Source organism: Pectinatus haikarae (assembly GCF_050916305.1).
GTDB lineage: Bacteria > Bacillota > Negativicutes > Selenomonadales > Selenomonadaceae > Pectinatus > Pectinatus haikarae.
This window is the reverse complement of record NZ_CP116940.1, coordinates 2855169-2874639: the sequence shown is the minus strand read 5'-3', so window position 1 is coordinate 2874639 and position 19471 is coordinate 2855169. Positions and strand designations below refer to the sequence as shown.

At 41.5% G+C, this 19471-nt stretch carries 18 protein-coding genes; 10 read left to right on the top strand and 8 right to left on the bottom strand.

Translation table 11 applies throughout. The features are described 5' to 3' along the window. Positions 1-76: 76 nt before the first annotated feature. The 8 genes from NXG61_RS13810 to NXG61_RS13775 form a co-directional block, all read right to left on the bottom strand. On the bottom strand, positions 77-1261 hold the full coding sequence (locus NXG61_RS13810; RefSeq protein WP_307224815.1) for a MalY/PatB family protein: 1185 nt from the start codon (positions 1259-1261) through the stop codon (positions 77-79). Positions 1262-1274: 13 nt separating this feature from the next. Further along, on the bottom strand, positions 1275-2294 hold the full coding sequence (locus tag NXG61_RS13805; RefSeq protein WP_307224813.1) for a 1-aminocyclopropane-1-carboxylate deaminase/D-cysteine desulfhydrase: 1020 nt from the start codon (positions 2292-2294) through the stop codon (positions 1275-1277). Between the two features lie 85 nt (positions 2295-2379). Next, complete coding sequence (locus NXG61_RS13800) at positions 2380-3132, bottom strand: amino acid ABC transporter ATP-binding protein (RefSeq protein WP_307224811.1); 753 nt, start codon at positions 3130-3132, stop codon at positions 2380-2382. Continuing rightward, positions 3133-3867 (bottom strand): amino acid ABC transporter permease, encoded by a 735-nt coding sequence (locus tag NXG61_RS13795; protein ID WP_196605523.1) that lies wholly within the window; start codon positions 3865-3867, stop codon positions 3133-3135. It abuts the gene before it with no gap. Between the two features lie 4 nt (positions 3868-3871). Beyond that, on the bottom strand, positions 3872-4558 hold the full coding sequence (locus tag NXG61_RS13790) for an amino acid ABC transporter permease (protein WP_196605522.1): 687 nt from the start codon (positions 4556-4558) through the stop codon (positions 3872-3874). A 30-nt stretch (positions 4559-4588) separates the two neighbouring features. Next, entirely contained in the window at positions 4589-5404 is an 816-nt protein-coding gene (locus NXG61_RS13785; RefSeq protein ID WP_196605521.1) for a transporter substrate-binding domain-containing protein, read from the bottom strand. Positions 5405-5587: 183 nt separating this feature from the next. Next, positions 5588-6250, bottom strand: a complete 663-nt coding sequence (locus NXG61_RS13780; RefSeq protein ID WP_196605520.1) for a DUF1847 domain-containing protein — start codon at positions 6248-6250, stop codon at positions 5588-5590. Between the two features lie 37 nt (positions 6251-6287). Then, a complete protein-coding gene (locus tag NXG61_RS13775) occupies positions 6288-7010 on the bottom strand; it encodes a FadR/GntR family transcriptional regulator (protein WP_196605519.1) in 723 nt (240 codons plus the stop codon). Between the two features lie 447 nt (positions 7011-7457). Here NXG61_RS13775 and NXG61_RS13770 point away from each other — a divergent pair, with 447 nt between their 5' ends. From NXG61_RS13770 to NXG61_RS13725, 10 genes are all read left to right on the top strand, one after another. Then, positions 7458-8462 (top strand): aliphatic sulfonate ABC transporter substrate-binding protein, encoded by a 1005-nt coding sequence (locus NXG61_RS13770; RefSeq protein ID WP_196605518.1) that lies wholly within the window; start codon positions 7458-7460, stop codon positions 8460-8462. Positions 8463-8530: 68 nt separating this feature from the next. After that, positions 8531-9307, top strand: coding sequence for an ABC transporter permease (locus tag NXG61_RS13765; RefSeq protein ID WP_196605517.1), 777 nt, complete (start codon positions 8531-8533; stop codon positions 9305-9307). 10 nt (positions 9308-9317) lie between these two features. After that, on the top strand, positions 9318-10088 hold the full coding sequence (locus NXG61_RS13760) for an ABC transporter ATP-binding protein (RefSeq protein ID WP_196605516.1): 771 nt from the start codon (positions 9318-9320) through the stop codon (positions 10086-10088). 19 nt (positions 10089-10107) lie between these two features. Then, entirely contained in the window at positions 10108-12600 is a 2493-nt protein-coding gene (gene hpsG, locus NXG61_RS13755; RefSeq protein WP_307224805.1) for a (2S)-3-sulfopropanediol dehydratase, read from the top strand. 3 nt (positions 12601-12603) lie between these two features. Further along, positions 12604-13446 carry a glycyl-radical enzyme activating protein gene (locus tag NXG61_RS13750; RefSeq protein ID WP_196605514.1) on the top strand — a complete coding sequence of 281 codons (843 nt, stop codon included), beginning with the start codon at positions 12604-12606 and terminating at the stop codon, positions 13444-13446. Positions 13447-13695: 249 nt separating this feature from the next. Next, a complete protein-coding gene (locus NXG61_RS13745) occupies positions 13696-14907 on the top strand; it encodes a radical SAM protein (protein ID WP_307224803.1) in 1212 nt (403 codons plus the stop codon). Positions 14908-15010: 103 nt separating this feature from the next. Further along, on the top strand, positions 15011-15682 hold the full coding sequence (locus NXG61_RS13740) for a Crp/Fnr family transcriptional regulator (RefSeq protein WP_196605512.1): 672 nt from the start codon (positions 15011-15013) through the stop codon (positions 15680-15682). A 165-nt stretch (positions 15683-15847) separates the two neighbouring features. Next, positions 15848-16723 carry an AAA family ATPase gene (locus NXG61_RS13735; protein WP_196605511.1) on the top strand — a complete coding sequence of 292 codons (876 nt, stop codon included), beginning with the start codon at positions 15848-15850 and terminating at the stop codon, positions 16721-16723. Positions 16724-16745: 22 nt separating this feature from the next. Then, positions 16746-18140: a nitrogenase component 1 gene (locus tag NXG61_RS13730; protein ID WP_196605510.1), complete on the top strand. Its 1395-nt coding sequence runs from the start codon at positions 16746-16748 to the stop codon at positions 18138-18140. Further along, positions 18140-19420 carry a nitrogenase component 1 gene (locus NXG61_RS13725; protein ID WP_196605509.1) on the top strand — a complete coding sequence of 427 codons (1281 nt, stop codon included), beginning with the start codon at positions 18140-18142 and terminating at the stop codon, positions 19418-19420. The genes NXG61_RS13730 and NXG61_RS13725 overlap by 1 nt, the downstream gene beginning before the upstream one ends. The last annotated feature ends 51 nt before the right edge of the window (positions 19421-19471 follow it).

Here is a 19471-nt window from a genome sequence, read left to right as displayed (position 1 = left end):
AAAACTGCCGTCAAATAGTGTGATTTTCGTAAAAAATACTATTTAACGGCAGTTTTTTTATTTTGAGAATAATCATTCAGACAATATCAATTTTATCGATGACGTTTTTGATTCTTTCCAGCGCTTTTTGCAAAATACTGCGGGGACAGGCGATGTTCATACGAACAAAACCGATACCGCTGTCGCCAAAGGAATATCCCTGATTGACCCAAACCTTTGCTTTATGAAGCAAAAATTGCTCCAATTGTGTGCTGCTGACATCATATGCCCGAAAATCGATCCAGAGAAAATAGGTTCCCTGAGGCTTATGAACAAGCAGTCTGGGGAGATATTGGTTTAAATAAGACAACGCAAAATCTCTGTTCTGCTCAATATATGCCAGTGCACTGGCAAGCCATTCTTCACCTTTAGTATAAGCGGCAATGGTAGCCGGCAGGGAAAATAAATTGATCTTGGGATAACCGAGAAAATCCATTTTATTTTTGAATCGCCGGCGAATATCCGGATTGCTGATAATTACACTGGAACTGCGCAGTCCAGCCATATTGAAAGCCTTGCTGGGGGACGTGCACACGATGATCCTATCGGCTGTCTCTTCGGATAGAGCAGCCAGCGGCGTATATTTTTTACCTTCGAAAACAAGATCACCATGGATTTCATCAGAAAATATCATTACCTTATATTTGAGACAGATTTGAACCATTTTGTTCAGTTCATCTTTGGTAAATACTTTACCGACAGGATTATGCGGATTACAGAGTATAAATATTTTGGGATGCTGAGTTTTTATTTTATTTTCAAAATCAGCAAAATCGATTTCATAGCCATCAGATGTTTCCCGAAGTGCACTTTGAACAAGAGTTCTCTTCGTATGCTGGATTATATAAAAAAATTTGTGGTATACAGGTGTCAGAATTAAGACACCGTCTCCTTTTTGGGAAAAAGTGTGGAGTCCGATAACCAGGGCACTTGCTATCCCGGGAGTATGTACTATGTCAAGCGCAGAAAAATGCCAGTCATAGCGTCTGGAAAACCATTGGCAAATGGCATTAAAATATTCTTTGGTCTCAGAAGCATAACCGTATATGGCTGTATCCACCCGCTTTTTTAAAGCTTCCTCAACAGAAGGTGCTGTTTCAAAATCCATGTCTGCCACCCACATAGGCAGAATATCTTTCTCCTGTGTTTTCTCTTCGCATAAATTCCACTTATTGGAAAATAGATTATCATACTTATGAAGCTGATCAAAATCTCTTATCATAATTTAGCCTCTTTCATAAATCTCCTGTAATGGCCTTTTCGGCAAATAGAGCTAGAGTGCCGCCGGTGTGCAGAAAGACGACTCGGCTTCCCTGCGGAATTATTCTGCTGCGGATGTAATGCAGCATGCCGGCGAATGCTTTGCCTGTATATACAGGATCCAGAAGGATGCCCTCAGTGCGAGCCAGCAAATGAATGGCCTCAGTCGCTGAGTCATTAGGCATTTCGTAACCGGGCCGGTAAAAATTGTGGTCAATATGAATATCACCGGCCGACAAATCTGCAGGGATACCTGTAGAGGCTATGGTTCTGCGGGCGAGATCCAGTATAGTTTCTGCATAGGCATTAGTGTCTTTTTCACCCACTGCTATGGAAATTATCTTCACTGATGAAGCGGACAGACTTTTCCCGGCCAGCAGTCCGGCAAGTGTACCGCCTGAACCGGTGGCATGAAACAGATAATCAGGTTCAGAGTTATCGGCAGAAAGCTGTTCGGTCAGCTCAATAAAGGCATCGATAAATCCTGCAGCACCGATTTCGTTTGAGCCTCCACCCGGTATTATATAACATCGGTGCCCTTCCTGTTCCAGTCTGGCAGCTGATTGTTCAGCCTGCTTCTGAGACTCTTCCCGGCTTGCGGAATAGTGTACGTCCGCACCCATTAAATTATCAATAAGCAGATTGGCACGCAGCTCCGTATCTTCCTTAATAACACGGCGCAGAAACAAATGCGGAGAAAGACCATATTTGCGGCAGGCAGTGACAGTTTGCATTGCATGATTTGACTGAGTAGCACCAAAAGTAATAACCGTATCGCAGTTATTTTTCAGAGCATCACCCAATAAATATTCAAGTTTGCGTATTTTGTTGCCGCCAAAAGGACTGAACCCGGATAAATCTTCACGTTTAAGATAAATCTCAACGCCTAATTGGGATGACAATCTGGGCAGATAGTGCAGCGGAGTGGGATAAGCTCCCAATTTTACTTTGGGAAAAGCGGTAAGACGATTTTTAATATGATCAAATTTTTTCATTATATATAAATCCTTTTAGTAAAAAATATTATCGGAGCGTATTGTTTTATAAAGATGTTGGCAGCTTTCTGCAAATAGGATTATTTCAGATAGTATAATTCCACCTTGGCAGAATTCTTTCGAGAAATTGTTTTGTACGATTTTCCTTGGGATTGGTAAAAATTTCTTTCGGCGTACCTTCTTCCACAATATTACCGCCATCCATAAAAATGATATGCTGAGCAATATCCATGGCAAATGACATTTCATGTGTCACTACAATCATTGTAATGCCTTCTTTGGCAACTGCCTGCATAACAGCGAGCACCTCGCCGACCAGTTCGGGATCAAGTGCTGAAGTAGGTTCATCAAATAAAATGACATCAGGATTAAGCGCAATAGCTCTGGCTATACCGACTCGCTGCTGCTGGCCGCCCGATAATTGAAGCGGATAGGCATTATATTTATCCTTAAGTCCCACTTTATCAAGAGCCTGACTGGCAATTTCTCTTGCTTTCTCAATAGAAAATTTTCTTCCTGTCACCAAGCCTTCCATAACATTTTCCAGAGCATTCATATTGTTGAATAGATTGTAGTTTTGAAATACCATAGCTGTTCTGCGCCGAACGGCCAATATTTCTTTTCTGGCTGCGTTTCTAAAATTGACTTTGCTGTCGCCAATGATCAATTCACCGTCGTCAGCCGTTTCCAAAAAATTGATGCAGCGCAGCAGTGTAGTTTTTCCAGAGCCGCTCGGACCGAGTATTACGGCTGCCTCACCTTTATTGACCTTTAGATTGATACCTTTTAAAACTTCATTCTGGCCGAATGCTTTATGCACATTTCTAAGTTCGATCATTTATAACACCTCTTTTCGTAAATTGTGCTTATCAATTCTCATTTGATATTTTTTTGTATGATTTTCCCATACAGTAAAAAGCCATTCAGTCAAAAGGCAGATTCCCCAGTAAATAAACGCCGCAGCTATATATGCTTCTAAAAAGCGGTAATTTATCTGGGCAGTCGTGAGGGCGCCGTTCATAACATCAAGAACAGTTATAAGGTAAACCACAGAAGACCCTTTGATAAGGCCGATAAGATTATTGCCCAAAACAGGGATCGCGACGGGAAGTGATTGGGGCAGGATCACACGCCATAATGCCTGCCAGCGGGTCAGACCAACTGAGTAGCAGGCTTCATACTGGCCTTTGCCTACAGACATAAGCGCGCTGCGCATAGTTTCTGATATAATAACAATGGCATAAATAGAGATCGCAATTATACCGATATACAATTTATCCATATATCGTATAATATCGGCCCAGGCGTAATACTGGGCCAGCATATCAAACGGTTTGAAAATCAAGAAATTCATGATAAATAGATAAAGAACTAAGGGGATGCCCTTCATTACGGGAATAGCAATATCTGCAAGCGGAGCAACAAATTTTATTCTGAATCTGCGGCAGACAGCGATCATGGTTCCAAAAATGATCCCCAAAAACAAGGGGATCAGGGACAATGCCAGAGTAGCGGGAATGTAGTGGATCGCCGTTGTAAAAGATGTGACTACATATTGAAAATCAAAAATCATGCTGCTATCTCCTGTTCAAAATCAATCTTTTTTCCGCATATATAAATATTTTTTCGAGTATCATACTTACGGCAATAAAAATAATCGCAAGTACGACATATCCTTCCAATTCGTGATAGGTACGGCTGCCGATAGCCTGTGCCTGGCCAATCATATCAAGAATGCCGAGTGTGAAGGCTAAAGACGTAGATTCAAATGTGGTTACCACTCTCGTTCCGAATACAGGGAAGGCCGTCAAAAAAGCCTGAGGCAATATTATTCTGCGAAGTGTCTGCCAACGGCTGAGACCGACAGAATAAGCAGCTTCATGCTGGCCGACTGCCACGCTCGAAATTGCAGAGCGAATGATCTCAGACATGAAGGCAGCGTTGTTCAAACCGTAAGCTATTAAGACAAAATATAATTTTTCCCATTGAGTTACATCTATGCCTATTTCGTCCAGCAGAAGAGGAAATCCATAATAAATAATAAATAACTGAACAATGAGCGGCGTGCCGCGGATAAACGACACATAAACTATGGAAAGCTGGTTTAATATGGGAATCTTATACATTCTGGCCAAAGCAATAAAAAGACCCAGCAGTAATCCGACACCTATAGCGACTACCACAATCAGCAATGTAATATGAAAGCGGGAAATAATCGTCGGAAAATATTCAAAAACTAATCTTATATCAAAAAGACTTCCCATTGTCTGACCTCCTGCTGCCGGATAAAACCATTATTCGACATTATAGTCGGAATTTGTGTATTCATAGGATAATTTGCTCAGAGTGCCATCTGCTTTCATTTCTTTGAGCACTGTATCGATATCATCGCGCAGCTGAGTTTCGTTTTTGCTGAGGATGAAATATGCTTCCGATTTACTGAATAAATTGTCGTCAACGATATCAAGACCGCCGCCAAAAGCATCATTGGTGCGTTTGAATGTTTTTCGGGTCATAACACCGGCATCAAGGCGCCCGTTCACTATGTCATCATATACGGCACTATTTCCATTTTGGACATATACGATATTTATTTTATTATCATGGCTTTGATTATATTTTTCGAGTATTGCAGCTGTGTTGCTGCCCTGTCCGCAGCCTACTTTTTTTCCGGCAAGATCATCTATCGTTTTTATATCGGTGCGTCCTTTAGCTACAATAAGACGTTTGTCATAATTGGCAAAGCCTTCATTGGTGAATAGATATTTGTTTTCCCTGTCAGGATTTCTTTCAAATTGCTGAGTGGCCAGCTGTATTTTTTTTGCATCCAGACTGAGCAGCAGATTCTTCAGTTCAATTGACTGATATTTGAATTGATATTGCGGCAGTCTGCGATTAATTTCTTTTAAAACAGCCACATCATATCCGGCAGGTTGATTATCCTTATCAATATAGGTGTAAGGTTCGAAATTTGAACCCGCACCTACAGAGATTTCGCGAGGACTTGAGCCTGAGGCTGACTGTTCGGCAGCCTGCTTGGAGCCGCAGCCTGTCAGTAATGCTCCCGCGATAACCGCCAGCAGGAAATAGAATAAAATATGTTTTTTCATAATCAAAATATTCCTTTCACACATATATAGTTTTTACAAAAATAAATGATGATGCACAGTAATAAAAAACCGGAAGCATAAAACATTTTTTTATGTTTTATGCTTCCGGTTTTCCGGTCAGCAAAATGTAATTTTGGGGCCAAATGGAAATTATGCCGGATTTAAACGGCACAGAAAAAATTATTATTTCTTCAGCAGACGGCCGTAATAGGAATGAGCGGTATATAAGGCAGCGGCAGGATTATGCCCGGTTATACGGTCCTTTGTTATAAGTGTCGTCACCAAAGCATCCGAATATTTTATGAATAAGGAGTCATGTCCCACACACAGGCCGACTACCACATTCAGATCTGTTTTTTGATAGTTCAAAAGACGGGCCTGTAATATAGGATTGCACATGGCCTCGTAATTGCCCGGGCGTATTTTATGTTCTTCTTTTATACCTATTTCGGCCTTGTCCACACCGCCAACCTTGCAGATAGCGCTGTAATAGTCAAAGCCCTTGGCCTCAAGAATTTCAGCAAATATTTTTGATTCTTCTATCAATCCGGCGCAAGTTGCTATACCAATTTTTTTTGCACCTATGCGACCGGCAAATTCGATGATTTCCTCCACTCTAGTCAATTTGCCATAGAATAGTCCTTCGACCTGAGCAGAGGCTCTGGCTACTATAGCATCTTGATCATCGCCCTGTAAATGTTTTTTTATCTCAGCAATATCCTCTGCAATGGCATGTTCACCGTTGTCCTTTGTGGTCAGACAAAATCCCGGGAATTTTTTATCTCCGTATCGGCAGTTATATATACTGCAATTAGTGCAGCTTAGCTGGTCAAGTTTCTTATTCATAATACTCTCCTTTGTATTATATATACCTATTATCAAATTATTCCTTATTGCAGCTCAAGGCCCGTTTAGCCTGGCCTAAATGTTCCTTCATAAGTTCACCGGCTGATGAAGTATTTTTATCCTGAATTGCTTTGAATAATTTACGGTGAAATTCTAATGCTATGGGACCGCGTCCGCTGATCTCAGCTGATTTTTGACGGGAAAGCCAGAGTAGATTGAGGAGTGTTTTATTGATGCTGCTTAATATTTTATTTTGTGCAGCGTCAATGATACCTGAGTGAAAATCCATTGAAGATTGTTTATGATTACGATTGGCCTTGATATCACACTCCATGGCAAAAACAGCATTTCGAAGAATCTGCAGATCCTTCTCTGTTCTGTGTGCAGCTGCAAGCTGGGCTGCTTTTACCTCAATTGCCTCGCGGACTTCAAATAATTCATTCAAAGTCTGTTTGATATCATCGCTATCATTTTGCACAGCGAATTCTATATGCTGAAGCAAATCATGTATATCAACTGAACGAATATATACACCGTTACCACGAATATGCTGAACAATACCCATGAACTCCAGTGTTTTTAAGGCCTCCCTCACAGGGACACGGCTTACACCGAATTGAGCTGCCAGATCGCGTTCAGAAGGTAATTTCATTCCGGTTTTTAAAGTCCCATCGACAATTGAAGCCTTGATATCTTCCACAATCTTGTGGTAAAATCCGTCGAAATCACGTATTTGTGCTCGATCTATTGCCTGAAACATAAAAATCTCCTTTGGGTTCTGCTGTTTTTAATGGTGGTATTCTGGTATACCATAATTAAAAAATAAAAACCAGAGATCTGCGTGTACGCAAAACCAGTCTCTAGTTTTCTAGTTGACCATATTTTTTTATAATGGTATTACACAAAGTACTGCTTTGTCAATATATTTTTAAAAAAAGTATACTGTTTTAATAAAAAAACAAAATATTGTCGCCTGTACGACAATATTTTGTTTGTAAATATGTTAGAATAGCAAATTAATGGGGAAGTGCAGTGTTCTTCGTGAAGTGTTATCCTGCGATGCATTGTACTTTCCGGGCAGTTGATCATAATAAATGAAGACTGGGCTTTTTAGCCCGGTCTTTTTGTTTTTCGGCATACGGTTTATATTTGCTGCGGATCATCCTGCCTGTATATTAATTATGAAATAAAGAGGGAGCATCAAAGTATGAAGAAAGTGATTTTATTATTTGTACTTGCCACTTTGCTGGTTGCCGGCTGCGGATTAAATAGTGAGGAAGGCAGCGGATCGTCATCAGCTGATAAAGCAAACAGTTCAAATGTATTGCGTATAGGGGCACAGCCTTATCCGTTATATGCATCGATTTATGTAGCAAAAGAAAAAGGCTATCTCGATGAAGAATTAAAAAAAGTGGGGGCTACATACGAATGGACGGATTTTAAATCGGGTCCTCTGGTAAATGAAGCTGTAGCTTCGGGGCATGATGATATAGGATTCATGGCGGATATGCCCGCTATTTTAGCTAAATCGTCAGGACAGGATATACAAATAATTGCTGATGTTGCATATGGCGAAAAAGCGTTGGCACTTCTGGCAGGCCCAGGGTCGGATATTGTTTCGGCAGGGCAGTTGAAAGGCAAAAAGGTTGCTTATGGCAAAGGTACATATGCACAGCATTTACTGGCGCTCCTTCTGGAAAAGGAAAACTTGACATTTAATGATATACAGTCAGTGAATATACCGGCCGGAGATATACCGGCAGCGCTGGAAAGCGGTCAGATTGATGCTGCCGTTATTTGGGAGCCGTTTATCTCGCAGCTTGTAGCGTCAGGAAAGGCGAAGGTAATAGCCGATGGAACAGGAATAAAACGCGGTAATCTTGTTACTTATGCCGTGAAAAAGTATGCAGAGGAAAACCCGCAGATCATAGCCGCATATATTAAAGCATGTCAGCGGGCGTCAGATTATATCAAATCCAATCCTAAGGAAGCGGCTGAACTAATAGCAAAAGACATGAAAGTCGATCCTTTGATATTGGAAGATACTTTCAAGAATCTTCATTATGATCAGGCTTTGACAACAGAAGATGTAAATGAAATAAAAAAAGTAAAAGACTATTTGCTTCAGCAGAAACTGATTCAGAATGATATTGATATGGACAGCTTTATTAATCTTGAATATTTAAAAGAGGCCGGTATAGGTGATAAGTAATCATATATATTGTTTCGATGAGAGGCAGTATATATGTCCGTTTAATCAAATGAACAGAGGAGACGCGAATGAAAGAAATGGCAGCCAGTAAATATATACAGACAGCTAAATATTTGAGTTTATATTGGATACTTCCCATCCTAGTGCTGCTTTTATGGAAAGGTGCGGCTTTATTGGGGATTATTCATAATTACACACTGCCGTCACCGGATAAAGTCATTCAAACGGCAGTCACCTTAACCGCAGACGGGACCTTGGCCGGAAATATCATAATCAGTATACTGCGTGTTCTTGAGGGATTCTTTTTGGCATTGGCCGCGGCATTGGCTGTCGGGGTGGCAGCCGGGCTGTCAGGAAAATTTGAGATAATCACTGATTTTATTCTTCAGGTTTTGAAACCCATTCCGCCGATTGCCTGGATCCCGCTGGCTATTTTATGGTTCGGTATCGGCGAGGCATCTAAAATATATATAATATTTATTGGTGCATTTTTTCCGGTTTTTTTGAATACACTGGACGGAATAAAAAATATTGACAGAAAATATATTGAACTCGCCCGCGTATATGAAGTTTCGAAGAAAAGAGTGATAAAGCAGGTAGTTTTACCCGGTGCTTTGCCATTTATAATGACCGGTACCAGGCTGGGACTGGGCAGTGCGTGGATCTGCGTAGTGGCTTCTGAAATGATAGCAGCGACAAGAGGCGTTGGGTATATGCTGATGGACGGACGTGATCTTGCAAGACCTGACATGGTTATTTTAGGTATGATCATAATAGGAATTGTCGGTAAATTTATGGATGATATATTGAAAAAGTTGTCAACTGTGATGATTAAATGGAATTGAGTTGAAATATATGGCAGATCCAATTATTCAAATAGAAAAATTAAGTAAGCAGTTTGTTTCAGGCAAGCAGACAAAAAAAGTTCTGGAGAATGTTAATCTGACAATTAATCCCGGGGAATTTATTTCGATAATCGGGCCCAGCGGATGTGGGAAAAGCACGCTTTTGAGGATTATGGGAGGATTGGATACAGATTATGAAGGCAGCGTCTATTTTGAAAACGGGCCCATTAAAGGCCCGGGCCGCGAGCGGGGGTTTATTTTTCAGGATCATCGTCTGCTGCCATGGCTGACAGTGGAAGAAAATATAAAATTCAGCCTGCCGGAATCAACGGAAAATGTTGAAAAGATCATAGTGGAAAATCTTGAAATAGTCGGGTTGCAGGACGTCAGAAAAGCTTATCCAAAACAACTTTCAGGGGGAATGGCACAGCGGGTGTCGATTGCCAGAGCCCTGTCGAACCAGCCCAAGATATTGCTCCTTGACGAGCCTTTCGGTGCATTGGATGCAATAACTAAAATGCATTTGCAGGAAGAGATGCTCCGCCTTTGGGAGATGGAACAAATTACCATGATCATAGTAACGCATGATATCGAGGAGGCTGTATATTTAGGGCAGCGTGTTATTGTCATGGATACGCAGCCGGGCAGGATCAAGCAAAGTTATAATATCGAACAATCTATACCGCGAAGCAGGGTAAGTCCTGAATTTCATAGACAAAAAGATAAGATATACAAAGAATTTTTTGAAGAAAAATTACAGACCTTTTATTACACTATATGAATGAAAGCTGGAGGATAAAATGACAGAAGAAAAAATTTTTTCCGGACAGGAAGAACGTATTCTTTCTGAAATAAAAGGAAATAAAAATATTGCCGGCTTACACGGGCCGAAAAACCGCGCATTTGCTTTATTGAAGCGTGTACAGGGACAAAAGCCTGTCATTGATATTGAAAGAGGTTTGTATTTTACACGGTCGTTTAAAGAAACAGAAGGACAGCCCATGATTTTGCGCTGGGCAAAAGCGTTGAAGTATTATGCCGAACAAGCGACGGTCTATATTGATGATGACCAGCTTATTGCAGGCAGAATAGGACGAAGCGGACGTTACGGCATATTATATCCGGAACTTGACGGCGATATTATGGGAGATGCTATAGGACAGCTGCCTGACAGAGAAACATCTCCTTTTGATATTGACGGCAATGATGCCAGACTCATAGCTGAGGAGATAGCACCGTATTGGAAGGGTAAAACATTTCATGAAGATTTAATAAAAGCTCTTACACCGAAAACAGCGGCACTTACTTATAATAATGACAAAGATTTTTCGTCAAGATTTATTGTCAATGAGACGGCATCTTTTCGGTCTTCCATACAATGGGTTCATGATTATGAGATAGTTTTGCAGCAGGGCTTTTTTGGTATACGCACGGAAATGGGAGAAAAACTGAGGCAGCTTGATCCCTTCAGTCCCATTGATCAGACAGAAAAAAAACCATTTATCGAAGCGGTCATAATTGTCTGTGACGCGATAACTCTATGGGCTCGCCGGCATGCGGAGCTGGCAGATGAAAAAGCTTTGCAGGAAAATGATCTTTCGCGCAGAACAGAGCTGAAAAATATTGCTGAGATATGCAGACGGGTACCGGAATATCCTGCCCGTAATTTTCGCGAGGCAGTTCAGTCTCAATGGTTTACTCAGCTGTTTTCCCGTGTGGAACAAAAGACAGGGACAGTTATCTCCAACGGACGCATGGATCAGTATTTATATCCTTTTTATGAAAAAGATATAAAGGAAGGTCTCATTACCGATAATGATGTGCAGGAGATTTTTGATTGTGAATGGGTAGCGATGTCTCAATATATAGATTTATATATATCAAGTGCAGGCGGCGCATTCAATGAAGGCTATGCTCACTGGGAAGCGGTTACCGTGGGAGGACAGACACCTGATGGTCAGGATGCGGTCAATGATCTCACATATGTTTTATTGAAATCGAAACGAGAATTTCCTTTAAATTATCCTGACCTGGCAGCCCGCGTTCATACGCGCAGCACACAGCAGTATCTGGCTGAAGTTGCCGAAACGATAAAAGAGGGATCTGGTTTTCCAAAGCTTATCAATGATGAGGAAGTTATACCATTGCTGCTTGCCAAAGGTGCCGATTTTGCCGAAGCCTATGACTACAGTGTGTCAGGCTGCGCTGAATGCCGCATGCCCAATCGTGATACCTATACAAGTCCGAATGCTTATATAAATTTTGCTGCGGCATTGGAAATGACTATCTATAACGGACGTATGGCAAAATACGGCAGTGAGCTGATCGGCATAGAAACGGGGGAAATAGATACCTTTACTTCTTTTGACGAATTTTTCGCGGCATATTTGCAGCAGCAAAAAAATTTTCTCAAGCATGCTTTTATTCAGCAGCATGAAATTATCCGCCTGAGAGCAAATCATTTTGCCAGTCCGCTGGGATCGGCGCTTCACAAATTATGCCGCAGTAGTTTGGTTGATATTCATCAGCCTCATATCGACGGAGGCATAGACTTGGGATATTTTGAATTTATAGGTTATGCCACAGTCATTGACTCACTGGCAGCAATTAAAAAAATCGTATTTGAGGATCGAAAAGCGACACTGGCTCAGATCAAGGAAGCTATGACAAAGAATTTTGCAGGATATGATATTTTGCGGCAAAGGCTTTTAAATGCGCCGAAATACGGAAATAATGATTCCTATGCTGATGAATTGGGCAAACGGCTTGATAAAGAGGCGCTGCTCTTTACCAGAAAATATTCGGCGGAGCTGGGAGTGAATCTTGATTTGCGCTATGTTCCGTTTACCTCGCATGTTCCTTTCGGCAAAGTGGTTGGTGCCACACCTAACGGCAGACTGGCATGGACACCATTATCAGATGGTTCAAGTGCATCTCAGGGGGCAGACACATATGGTCCTACAGCAGTGCTGCTGTCAAATTTTGCTACGAAAAATTATCAATATCATGAACGTGCAGCAAGGCTGCTCAATGTCAAACTAAGTCCTGCCTGTGTACGCGGAGAAAAGGGAACAAAAAAACTGGTTGATTTTATAGAAGCATGGCGCGACTTAAAGCTTTGGCATATACAATTCAACGTGATAAACCAGGAAACGTTGATTGCGGCACAGAAAAACCCCGAAAATTATCGTAATCTGCTTGTGCGTATTGCCGGCTACAGTGCTTATTTTACAGATCTGTCAATTGATTTGCAAAATGACATTATAGCCAGAACGCAGAATGAAGCTATATAATCTATGGACAAAAAAGGAATGATATTCAATATCCAGCAATATTCGCTGCATGATGGTCCTGGCATCCGCACGATTGTTTTTATGAAAGGATGTCCGCTTCGCTGCCGTTGGTGTTGTAATCCCGAATCTCAAAAAACCAAGCCGGAAATTTCTTATGATGCAAATAAATGCCTAGGCAAAAAAATATGTAACGAATGTGAAAAGATATGTGATGCCGGTGCAATAGAATTTTCTGATTTGCATAAAGCTGTTATCCAAAGAGATAAATGCAGCAGCTGCATGAAATGTGTTCATGAATGTCCGGCAAAAGCATATAAAGCAGAAGGGCATCAGTATTCGATCAAAGAAGTCCTTGATATAGTTGAGAAGGATAGTATTTTCTATCGGCATGGGAACGGCGGGTTGACTGTGAGCGGCGGAGAGCCGCTGATGCAGGGTGAATTTTTGATCCAACTGCTCAGGCAGGCTAAAAAGCGGCGCCTGACGACGGCTATAGAAACCTGCGGATATGCTGATTATCCTATCTTGAAGCAGGCTGCCAAATATTTGGATGCAATTCTTTTTGATATAAAATCACTTGACGAACAACAACATATTGCCTATACTGGAAAAACAAATCGGAAAATACTGCAGAATTTTGATAATCTCTGTCGTGATTTTCCCAAACTGCCTAAATATGCCAGAACGCCCGTAATACCGGGATTCAATGATTCGCCGGATGATCTGCTTGCCATAAAGAATTATTTGGCGAATAAACCGGAAACAGTATATGAACAGCTTCCCTACCATCGTTTTGGTGTCGCTAAATATAATGCGTTGGGGCGCCGCTATATGATGGATGAATAATAAAATCCTTTTTCTTGTCGTCTGAACGACTTACACGAATTCTGAATTGCACTATACTATGTTCCAATATCAATTAAACATTGCGTTGAGCAGAATACTGCAGACGAGGATATACAGATGTCATATCTGTATATCCTCATTTTATTATCAGACATAAATATCAGAAGGTCCGGCACGAATTGAAAAAAAGATAAGCTGTTTTAGAAGAAATTATTGACGCTTATATTTATAATATTGGGGAGTGAGAAGATGACCGCAAAAAGGGATAATCAATCAGAAAAGGAACTGTTGAAAGAATTGGAAATAAGAGCAGGCGTTTTTAACGAGGGAATAAATGCAGATCCTTCATTATTCCACAATCTTGATTTTAAAAATGAATATCTGGAGCAAATCCATGCCTGTTTTTTTAATAATCATATAAGCTATGCTGACAGTCTGCCACAAGCTTTTCGTTCACCGAACGGATATAGGTTTGCATTTGCTTTCGATCCGGCATCACGCTTCAATATTGTTAAAGAGAAAGAAAAATTTTATCTTAGAGAAGCAAAAGAATATTTATTTGAGATAAAGTTTGAGCATAAACCAAAATATTATAATAAAATAACCACCAATGGTAAATTTATGGGTACTATAGCCCAGTATGTCGGTTCGTCAAAGATAAGTATCGCTTACAGCAATGAATGTGCATTGCTGGAAAAAAATATGGACTGCCGATTTTGCAATATTAACGAGACTAAAGCCAAATATGCCGAAAAACAGAATATTGAGTGGAAAAATGCTGGTGAGATAGCTGAAACAGTTGGAGCCGCGTATAATGAAGGATGTACACATCTGACTGTCACGGGCGGTTTTATTCCCGAACGCAGGGAAGTTGATTATTATATTGATGTAGCCGAAACAATACAGGACTACACAGGCATGCAGGATTTCGGCGGAACGGCCTGTATAGGTGCGCCGCAGGATTTATCAGTTATTGAACGATATAAAGAAGCGGGGTACAGCAGGATCGCGACGAATATGGAAATATGGGATAAAAATCTGTTCAAATATATTTGTCCGGGCAAGGATGCTATGTGCGGCGGGTATGATAACTGGGTCAATACACTGCGTCATGAGGTAGAAGTGTTCGGAAAAGGCAATGTCAGATCCTATTTTGTGGCCGGGCTTGAAACGAAGGATACTTTGCTGGAAGGAGTGGACGAATTATCTTCATTCGGCGTAGTTGCAGTACCGCAGATGTGGATGCCAAAACCAGGCTCTGCTCTGGCAGAACATAGAGCACCAACTACTGAGTGGTTTATAGATCTTATGCACAGAAGCTATAAAATTCTCGTGCGCAACGGCATAACGCATGAACAATTCTACAATAGTACGAATGATGAAGGCCGGTTTTTTGATTATTTGTATGATCTGGACGGGGACACGTTGGAGAATATTGCCGATTACCGGATATATGTCTGAGCACTGTCAAAATAATAAGTATAATAAATGCTGAGCAGTAAACTGCAGGCCGCGTGATCCCAGAAGGGATATGCGGCCTATTTTTTTTAGGGAGTGGTAATTGATGCAGGAAATAAATTGGACACTTGAAGAACTGGCTCTATTGAAAGCGAATTCTTGTATTTTGCAATTATCCTCCCATGAAATTATTTTTAATGAAGACAGCCCGGCAGATTATATTTATTACATTAGAAAAGGACATATTAAACATTACCATAATACCGTTACAGGCAAAGAAATTATTGTTTCGATCTGCAAAAGCGGTGAAATAATAGGATTGCCGGCGGTTTTATTAAGGGAAAACCGCGGAGTATTTGCTAAAACTATGGAAAAATGCGTATTGTGGCGGATATCACGTGATGAGTTTATTAAAATCCTTGAAAAAAATATAAATATTTCTATTAAGCTGATCATGATCTTTTGTTCATATGTAAGAAATTATGAATACAGACTGGAAGATTTGCTGGCAGCCAATACAGAAGCAAAAGTGGCCAGTCTGCTGTGCCATCTTGCGGGAAAGAGGAAGGAAGATAAATACTATATAGATTATCGGATTACTCACCAGGAAATGGCTAATATGATCGGGGCATGCCGCCAGACCGTCACAGAGATATTAGGACGATTTCAGGATAAAGGTTTGATCAGGATGGATAAAAACAATGCATTGGAAATACCGTCATGGGATGATCTTTACAGAGTGAATTCGTTGAAAGAGAGAAATGTATCGAATCTTTGATTTGGGCGGTAAAAAAGGATTTGTGTGAATAGTTTTGGCTGTCATTTTAAAAAGAGAAAAATTTTCTATGTTAGACTATTGAGATTTTTGCATAAAAAAATACAGCATTGAGGAAAGCTGCGAGCCGGACAGGCGGCTTTTAATAAGCAGCAAGAGGTAAATAAGATGGGTGAAAAATTTGGCAGGCATATAGCAATATATGGAAAAGGCGGAATAGGAAAATCTACTACTACATCAAACATCAGCGCGGCATTGGCTGAAGCAGGATATAAAGTAATTCAAATCGGCTGCGATCCCAAAAGTGATTCCACGAATACGCTGCGGGGCAATGCATATCTGCCGACAGTACTTGACAGTATGCGTTCGGGGAAAAAAGTACATTTAGCTGATATATCGGCTAAAGGCTACGGGGGAGTGCTCTGCATAGAATCGGGAGGTCCGGTGCCGGGTGTCGGCTGCGCGGGGCGCGGCATCAACGCGGCGGTATCGTTGCTGCAGGAATTGAAACTTTTTGCAGAGTATAAGCCTGATTACGTACTTTATGATGTTTTGGGTGATGTTGTCTGCGGCGGTTTTGCGGTGCCGATAAGAGACGGAATAACGGATCGGGCTTATGTGGTAAGTTCTTCAGACTTTATGGCTGTATATGCAGCTAATAATTTATTTAAAGCGATCAGCAAATATGCTCCTGCGGGAGGGGCGAGGCTTGGCGGCATAATAGGCAACGGTTTATCGGCAGGATATTCAAAGATGCTGCTGGATGATTTTACCAATCGAACAGGTACAAAAACTGTCGAATATATTCCCCGCTCATTAGTCGTATCTCAAAGTGAATTGTACGGAAAAACAGTGATCGAGGCCAATCCTCATGACAAACATGCAGATATATACAGACGGCTGGCAAGGTATATAGCACAAAATGATGATCTGACTATACCCGCTCCCTTGAGTGTTTCCGAATTGAGAGACTGGGCTAAGATATGGGGCGATCGTATTTTTGATTACGAGACGGGTATAGTTGCCGAGTCGGCGAATATCTGACAATGGAAAGGAGCGGCTGACAATGCTGGAAGAAAGAAAAATTCTGACCAGAGAAAAGCGTACAAATGCGGTCACTGCTTATCAGGGAAGCAAAAAAGAACTGCAGGCTGTAACAGCAGATCAGGAGATTCAGCAGAGAATACGCACTTTCTCACAGGATAAAAAGGATGAAGTTTACGAAGCTTTGCGGCTCCTGTCAGAAATAGGAGATACGGTTGTCATTGTGCATGGAGTCGTAGGCACGGCAATCCTGGAAACATCGTTAATACACGGTCAGGAACAGCCGATATGGTATTCGACCAATCTTGATGAGCGTGATACTATTCTGGGCAGTGACGAAAAATTGCGTGATACAGTGCGTCGGGCATATGAAAAGCATCAGCCGAAGGCAATATTTATTTTAGGGACTTCCGTCGTTGCCATTAATAATGATGATATCAGCACTGTTATTCTTGAAATGCAGGAGGAACTGCCGGTTAAAATAATATCTATATATACTGACGGCTTTAAAAGCAAAGCCGAAATAAATGGAATCGATATTGTCCTGCATGCTTTGGCCAAATATATTTTGGCGGAATACGGCGAAAAAATAAATATTGTAGATATTATCAGCATTACGGAAAGCAGAAAAAATCTCGGGGAATTGGAACGATTGACTGGCAGGCTGGAAATAAAATGCAATATAATACCGCAATTTTCCTGCCTGGACGATATAACAAAAGCAGGAAGGGCAGAGGCCGCAATAGCTGTTAATTCGGATGAAGCAGAGGTGCTGCTGTCCGGACTGCAGGAAAAAAGCGGGGTAAAAAGCATTATAAGCAGAGTTCCCATAGGAATAGAAGGGACGGCTGCCTGGCTTTCGGCGCTGGGAGATACTTTTAAGTCGGCGGATAGAGCACATGCTGTTATTGAGGAAGAAGAGAGATTTTTTGCTGAATATCTGAAAAATAAACCGTTTGCCGGAAAAAAAGTATTTATCGCGCTGCCTATTCGTCCAGCAGCCGAACTGGCATTGTTTCTGCGAGGAATCGGTTTTGAAATCAGCGGAATTTCGGCACCGTATATAGATTCTCTGAATAAAGATGCACTGGAGATTTTGCCGGATGATCTTTTTATCAAAATCGGCGGCGGTCAACCCTTTGAACTGGCCAATATTTTAGGAAAAATTAAACCTGATTTTTATATAGGAACAGACGGATCTGCGGCTTGGACGGCAGTTTTGGGAATAATCCCCATATCGGTGAGCCAGATGACTCTATATGGATATAAGGGAGCGGCAGAGCTTATAGAACGTTTGCGGCAGGCACAGACAGCAAATGAATTCGGTAATTATTTATATAAAAATGACAGTCTGCCCTATAAGACAAGCTGGCTGAAAAAAAGTCCGGACTGGTATGTAAAGCTAGAGGTGAAATAATGACAGCAGAGATTGGCAAGACAAGATATGGCTGCAATCTTCAGGGAGCCCTTTCTACATTGGAAGCTGTCGAAGCAGTCGTGCCTATTATTCACGGAACTGCGGGACTGGGGATTCAATCCTTTGCCGCAAATAAATCCGGTAATGGTATCGTGGGGTCAATAAACGGCTATAGTGTGCCGTCGACCAACATGTATGAAAAACAAATTGTTTTCGGCGGCGGTTCCCGGCTGCGCGAGCAAATTAAAAATACAGTGAGGGTCATTGAGGGCCAGCTTTATGTGGTGCTTTCCGGTGTCGAGTCAGAAATGATAAGTGATGATGTTGTAGCAATGACGCAGGAAATAACGGATCAAGGGTATGCGGCCGCATATTATAAAGCACCGGGATTCCGCGGACATGCACGAACGGGTTATGAAGAAGTCGTGGCTGTTCTGCTGGATCAGATTGCGGGTAAAGCGCCGAAACAGGAAAGGGAAACTAAATCCGTAAATATATTTGGCATCATACCGCAGCAGGATCTGTACTGGCAGGGAAATCTGAGGGAGATCCAGAGAATAATGGGATCGTTGGGAGTGAAGACGAACAGACTTTTTGGTGATGGAGAGGATTGGCAGTCATGGCAGTCTGTACCGGCTGCCGCACTTAATGTTGTAGTTTCGAAATGGGGAGTGAAAGCTGCTGAAAACCTCAGATCAACCTATGGTACGCCATATGTTTTCATAGAAAATCCGGGCCTTGGACCTGATACCGATAATTTTGTGGAAATTGTCGGTGAACAGCTTGGCATCAGTAAAAATGTAGTTGACAATTTTCTGTACAGCGAAAAGAAAAAATTTGACTATGTAATCCGGCAGTTTGCCGAATATTATTATTCCTATGATTTTCGCCGCAAAATATCTGTTATCGGCGAAGAAAGCAAGGTTATACGCTACGGGGAGTTCCTCAAAAAGTATCTTGGCATGCAGATAAAAACAGCTGTCATCACAGATTATGAGGGGGATTCACAAGAACAGCAGCCTGTGAAGTCGCTGGAGAAAATTATCTCTGATATAGTGTACAGTGATGATACGGAAAGAATAGAAGAAAAACTTGGCCCGGATAATGAGATAATTTTTGGTTCAGAATTGGAGGCAGGTGCGGCGGCCAGGCTTAATGCAGAATTATTTGTCATAGGCAACCCGCAGAACAGGGAGCTGGCGGTCAGCGGTGTTGATATAGGTTACGCCGGCGCAATAGCGCTGATTGAAAAAATCAGCCGCATCGGACGCGGCATTTGATCTCCATTTGCTGAATAAGCTGAAGGCATATCAGTGAATAAATTACCGACT

Bases quoted from the DNA above. Each gene is read 5' to 3' on its own strand.
- NXG61_RS13800 (WP_307224811.1), bottom strand. From the start codon at position 3,132: ATGATCGAACTTAGAAATGTGCATAAAGCATTCGGCCAGAATGAAGTT.
- hpsG (WP_307224805.1), top strand. From the start codon at position 10,108: ATGACAGAAGAAAAAATTTTTTCCGGACAGGAAGAACGTATTCTTTCT.
- NXG61_RS13785 (WP_196605521.1), bottom strand. From the start codon at position 5,404: ATGAAAAAACATATTTTATTCTATTTCCTGCTGGCGGTTATCGCGGGA.
- NXG61_RS13775 (WP_196605519.1), bottom strand. From the start codon at position 7,010: ATGTTTCAGGCAATAGATCGAGCACAAATACGTGATTTCGACGGATTT.
- NXG61_RS13760 (WP_196605516.1), top strand. From the start codon at position 9,318: ATGGCAGATCCAATTATTCAAATAGAAAAATTAAGTAAGCAGTTTGTT.
- NXG61_RS13750 (WP_196605514.1), top strand. From the start codon at position 12,604: ATGGACAAAAAAGGAATGATATTCAATATCCAGCAATATTCGCTGCAT.
- NXG61_RS13765 (WP_196605517.1), top strand. From the start codon at position 8,531: ATGAAAGAAATGGCAGCCAGTAAATATATACAGACAGCTAAATATTTG.
- NXG61_RS13735 (WP_196605511.1), top strand. From the start codon at position 15,848: ATGGGTGAAAAATTTGGCAGGCATATAGCAATATATGGAAAAGGCGGA.
- NXG61_RS13745 (WP_307224803.1), top strand. From the start codon at position 13,696: ATGACCGCAAAAAGGGATAATCAATCAGAAAAGGAACTGTTGAAAGAA.
- NXG61_RS13770 (WP_196605518.1), top strand. From the start codon at position 7,458: ATGAAGAAAGTGATTTTATTATTTGTACTTGCCACTTTGCTGGTTGCC.
- NXG61_RS13805 (WP_307224813.1), bottom strand. From the start codon at position 2,294: ATGAAAAAATTTGATCATATTAAAAATCGTCTTACCGCTTTTCCCAAA.
- NXG61_RS13790 (WP_196605522.1), bottom strand. From the start codon at position 4,558: ATGGGAAGTCTTTTTGATATAAGATTAGTTTTTGAATATTTTCCGACG.
- NXG61_RS13730 (WP_196605510.1), top strand. From the start codon at position 16,746: ATGCTGGAAGAAAGAAAAATTCTGACCAGAGAAAAGCGTACAAATGCG.
- NXG61_RS13810 (WP_307224815.1), bottom strand. From the start codon at position 1,261: ATGATAAGAGATTTTGATCAGCTTCATAAGTATGATAATCTATTTTCC.
- NXG61_RS13725 (WP_196605509.1), top strand. From the start codon at position 18,140: ATGACAGCAGAGATTGGCAAGACAAGATATGGCTGCAATCTTCAGGGA.
- NXG61_RS13780 (WP_196605520.1), bottom strand. From the start codon at position 6,250: ATGAATAAGAAACTTGACCAGCTAAGCTGCACTAATTGCAGTATATAT.
- NXG61_RS13740 (WP_196605512.1), top strand. From the start codon at position 15,011: ATGCAGGAAATAAATTGGACACTTGAAGAACTGGCTCTATTGAAAGCG.
- NXG61_RS13795 (WP_196605523.1), bottom strand. From the start codon at position 3,867: ATGATTTTTGATTTTCAATATGTAGTCACATCTTTTACAACGGCGATC.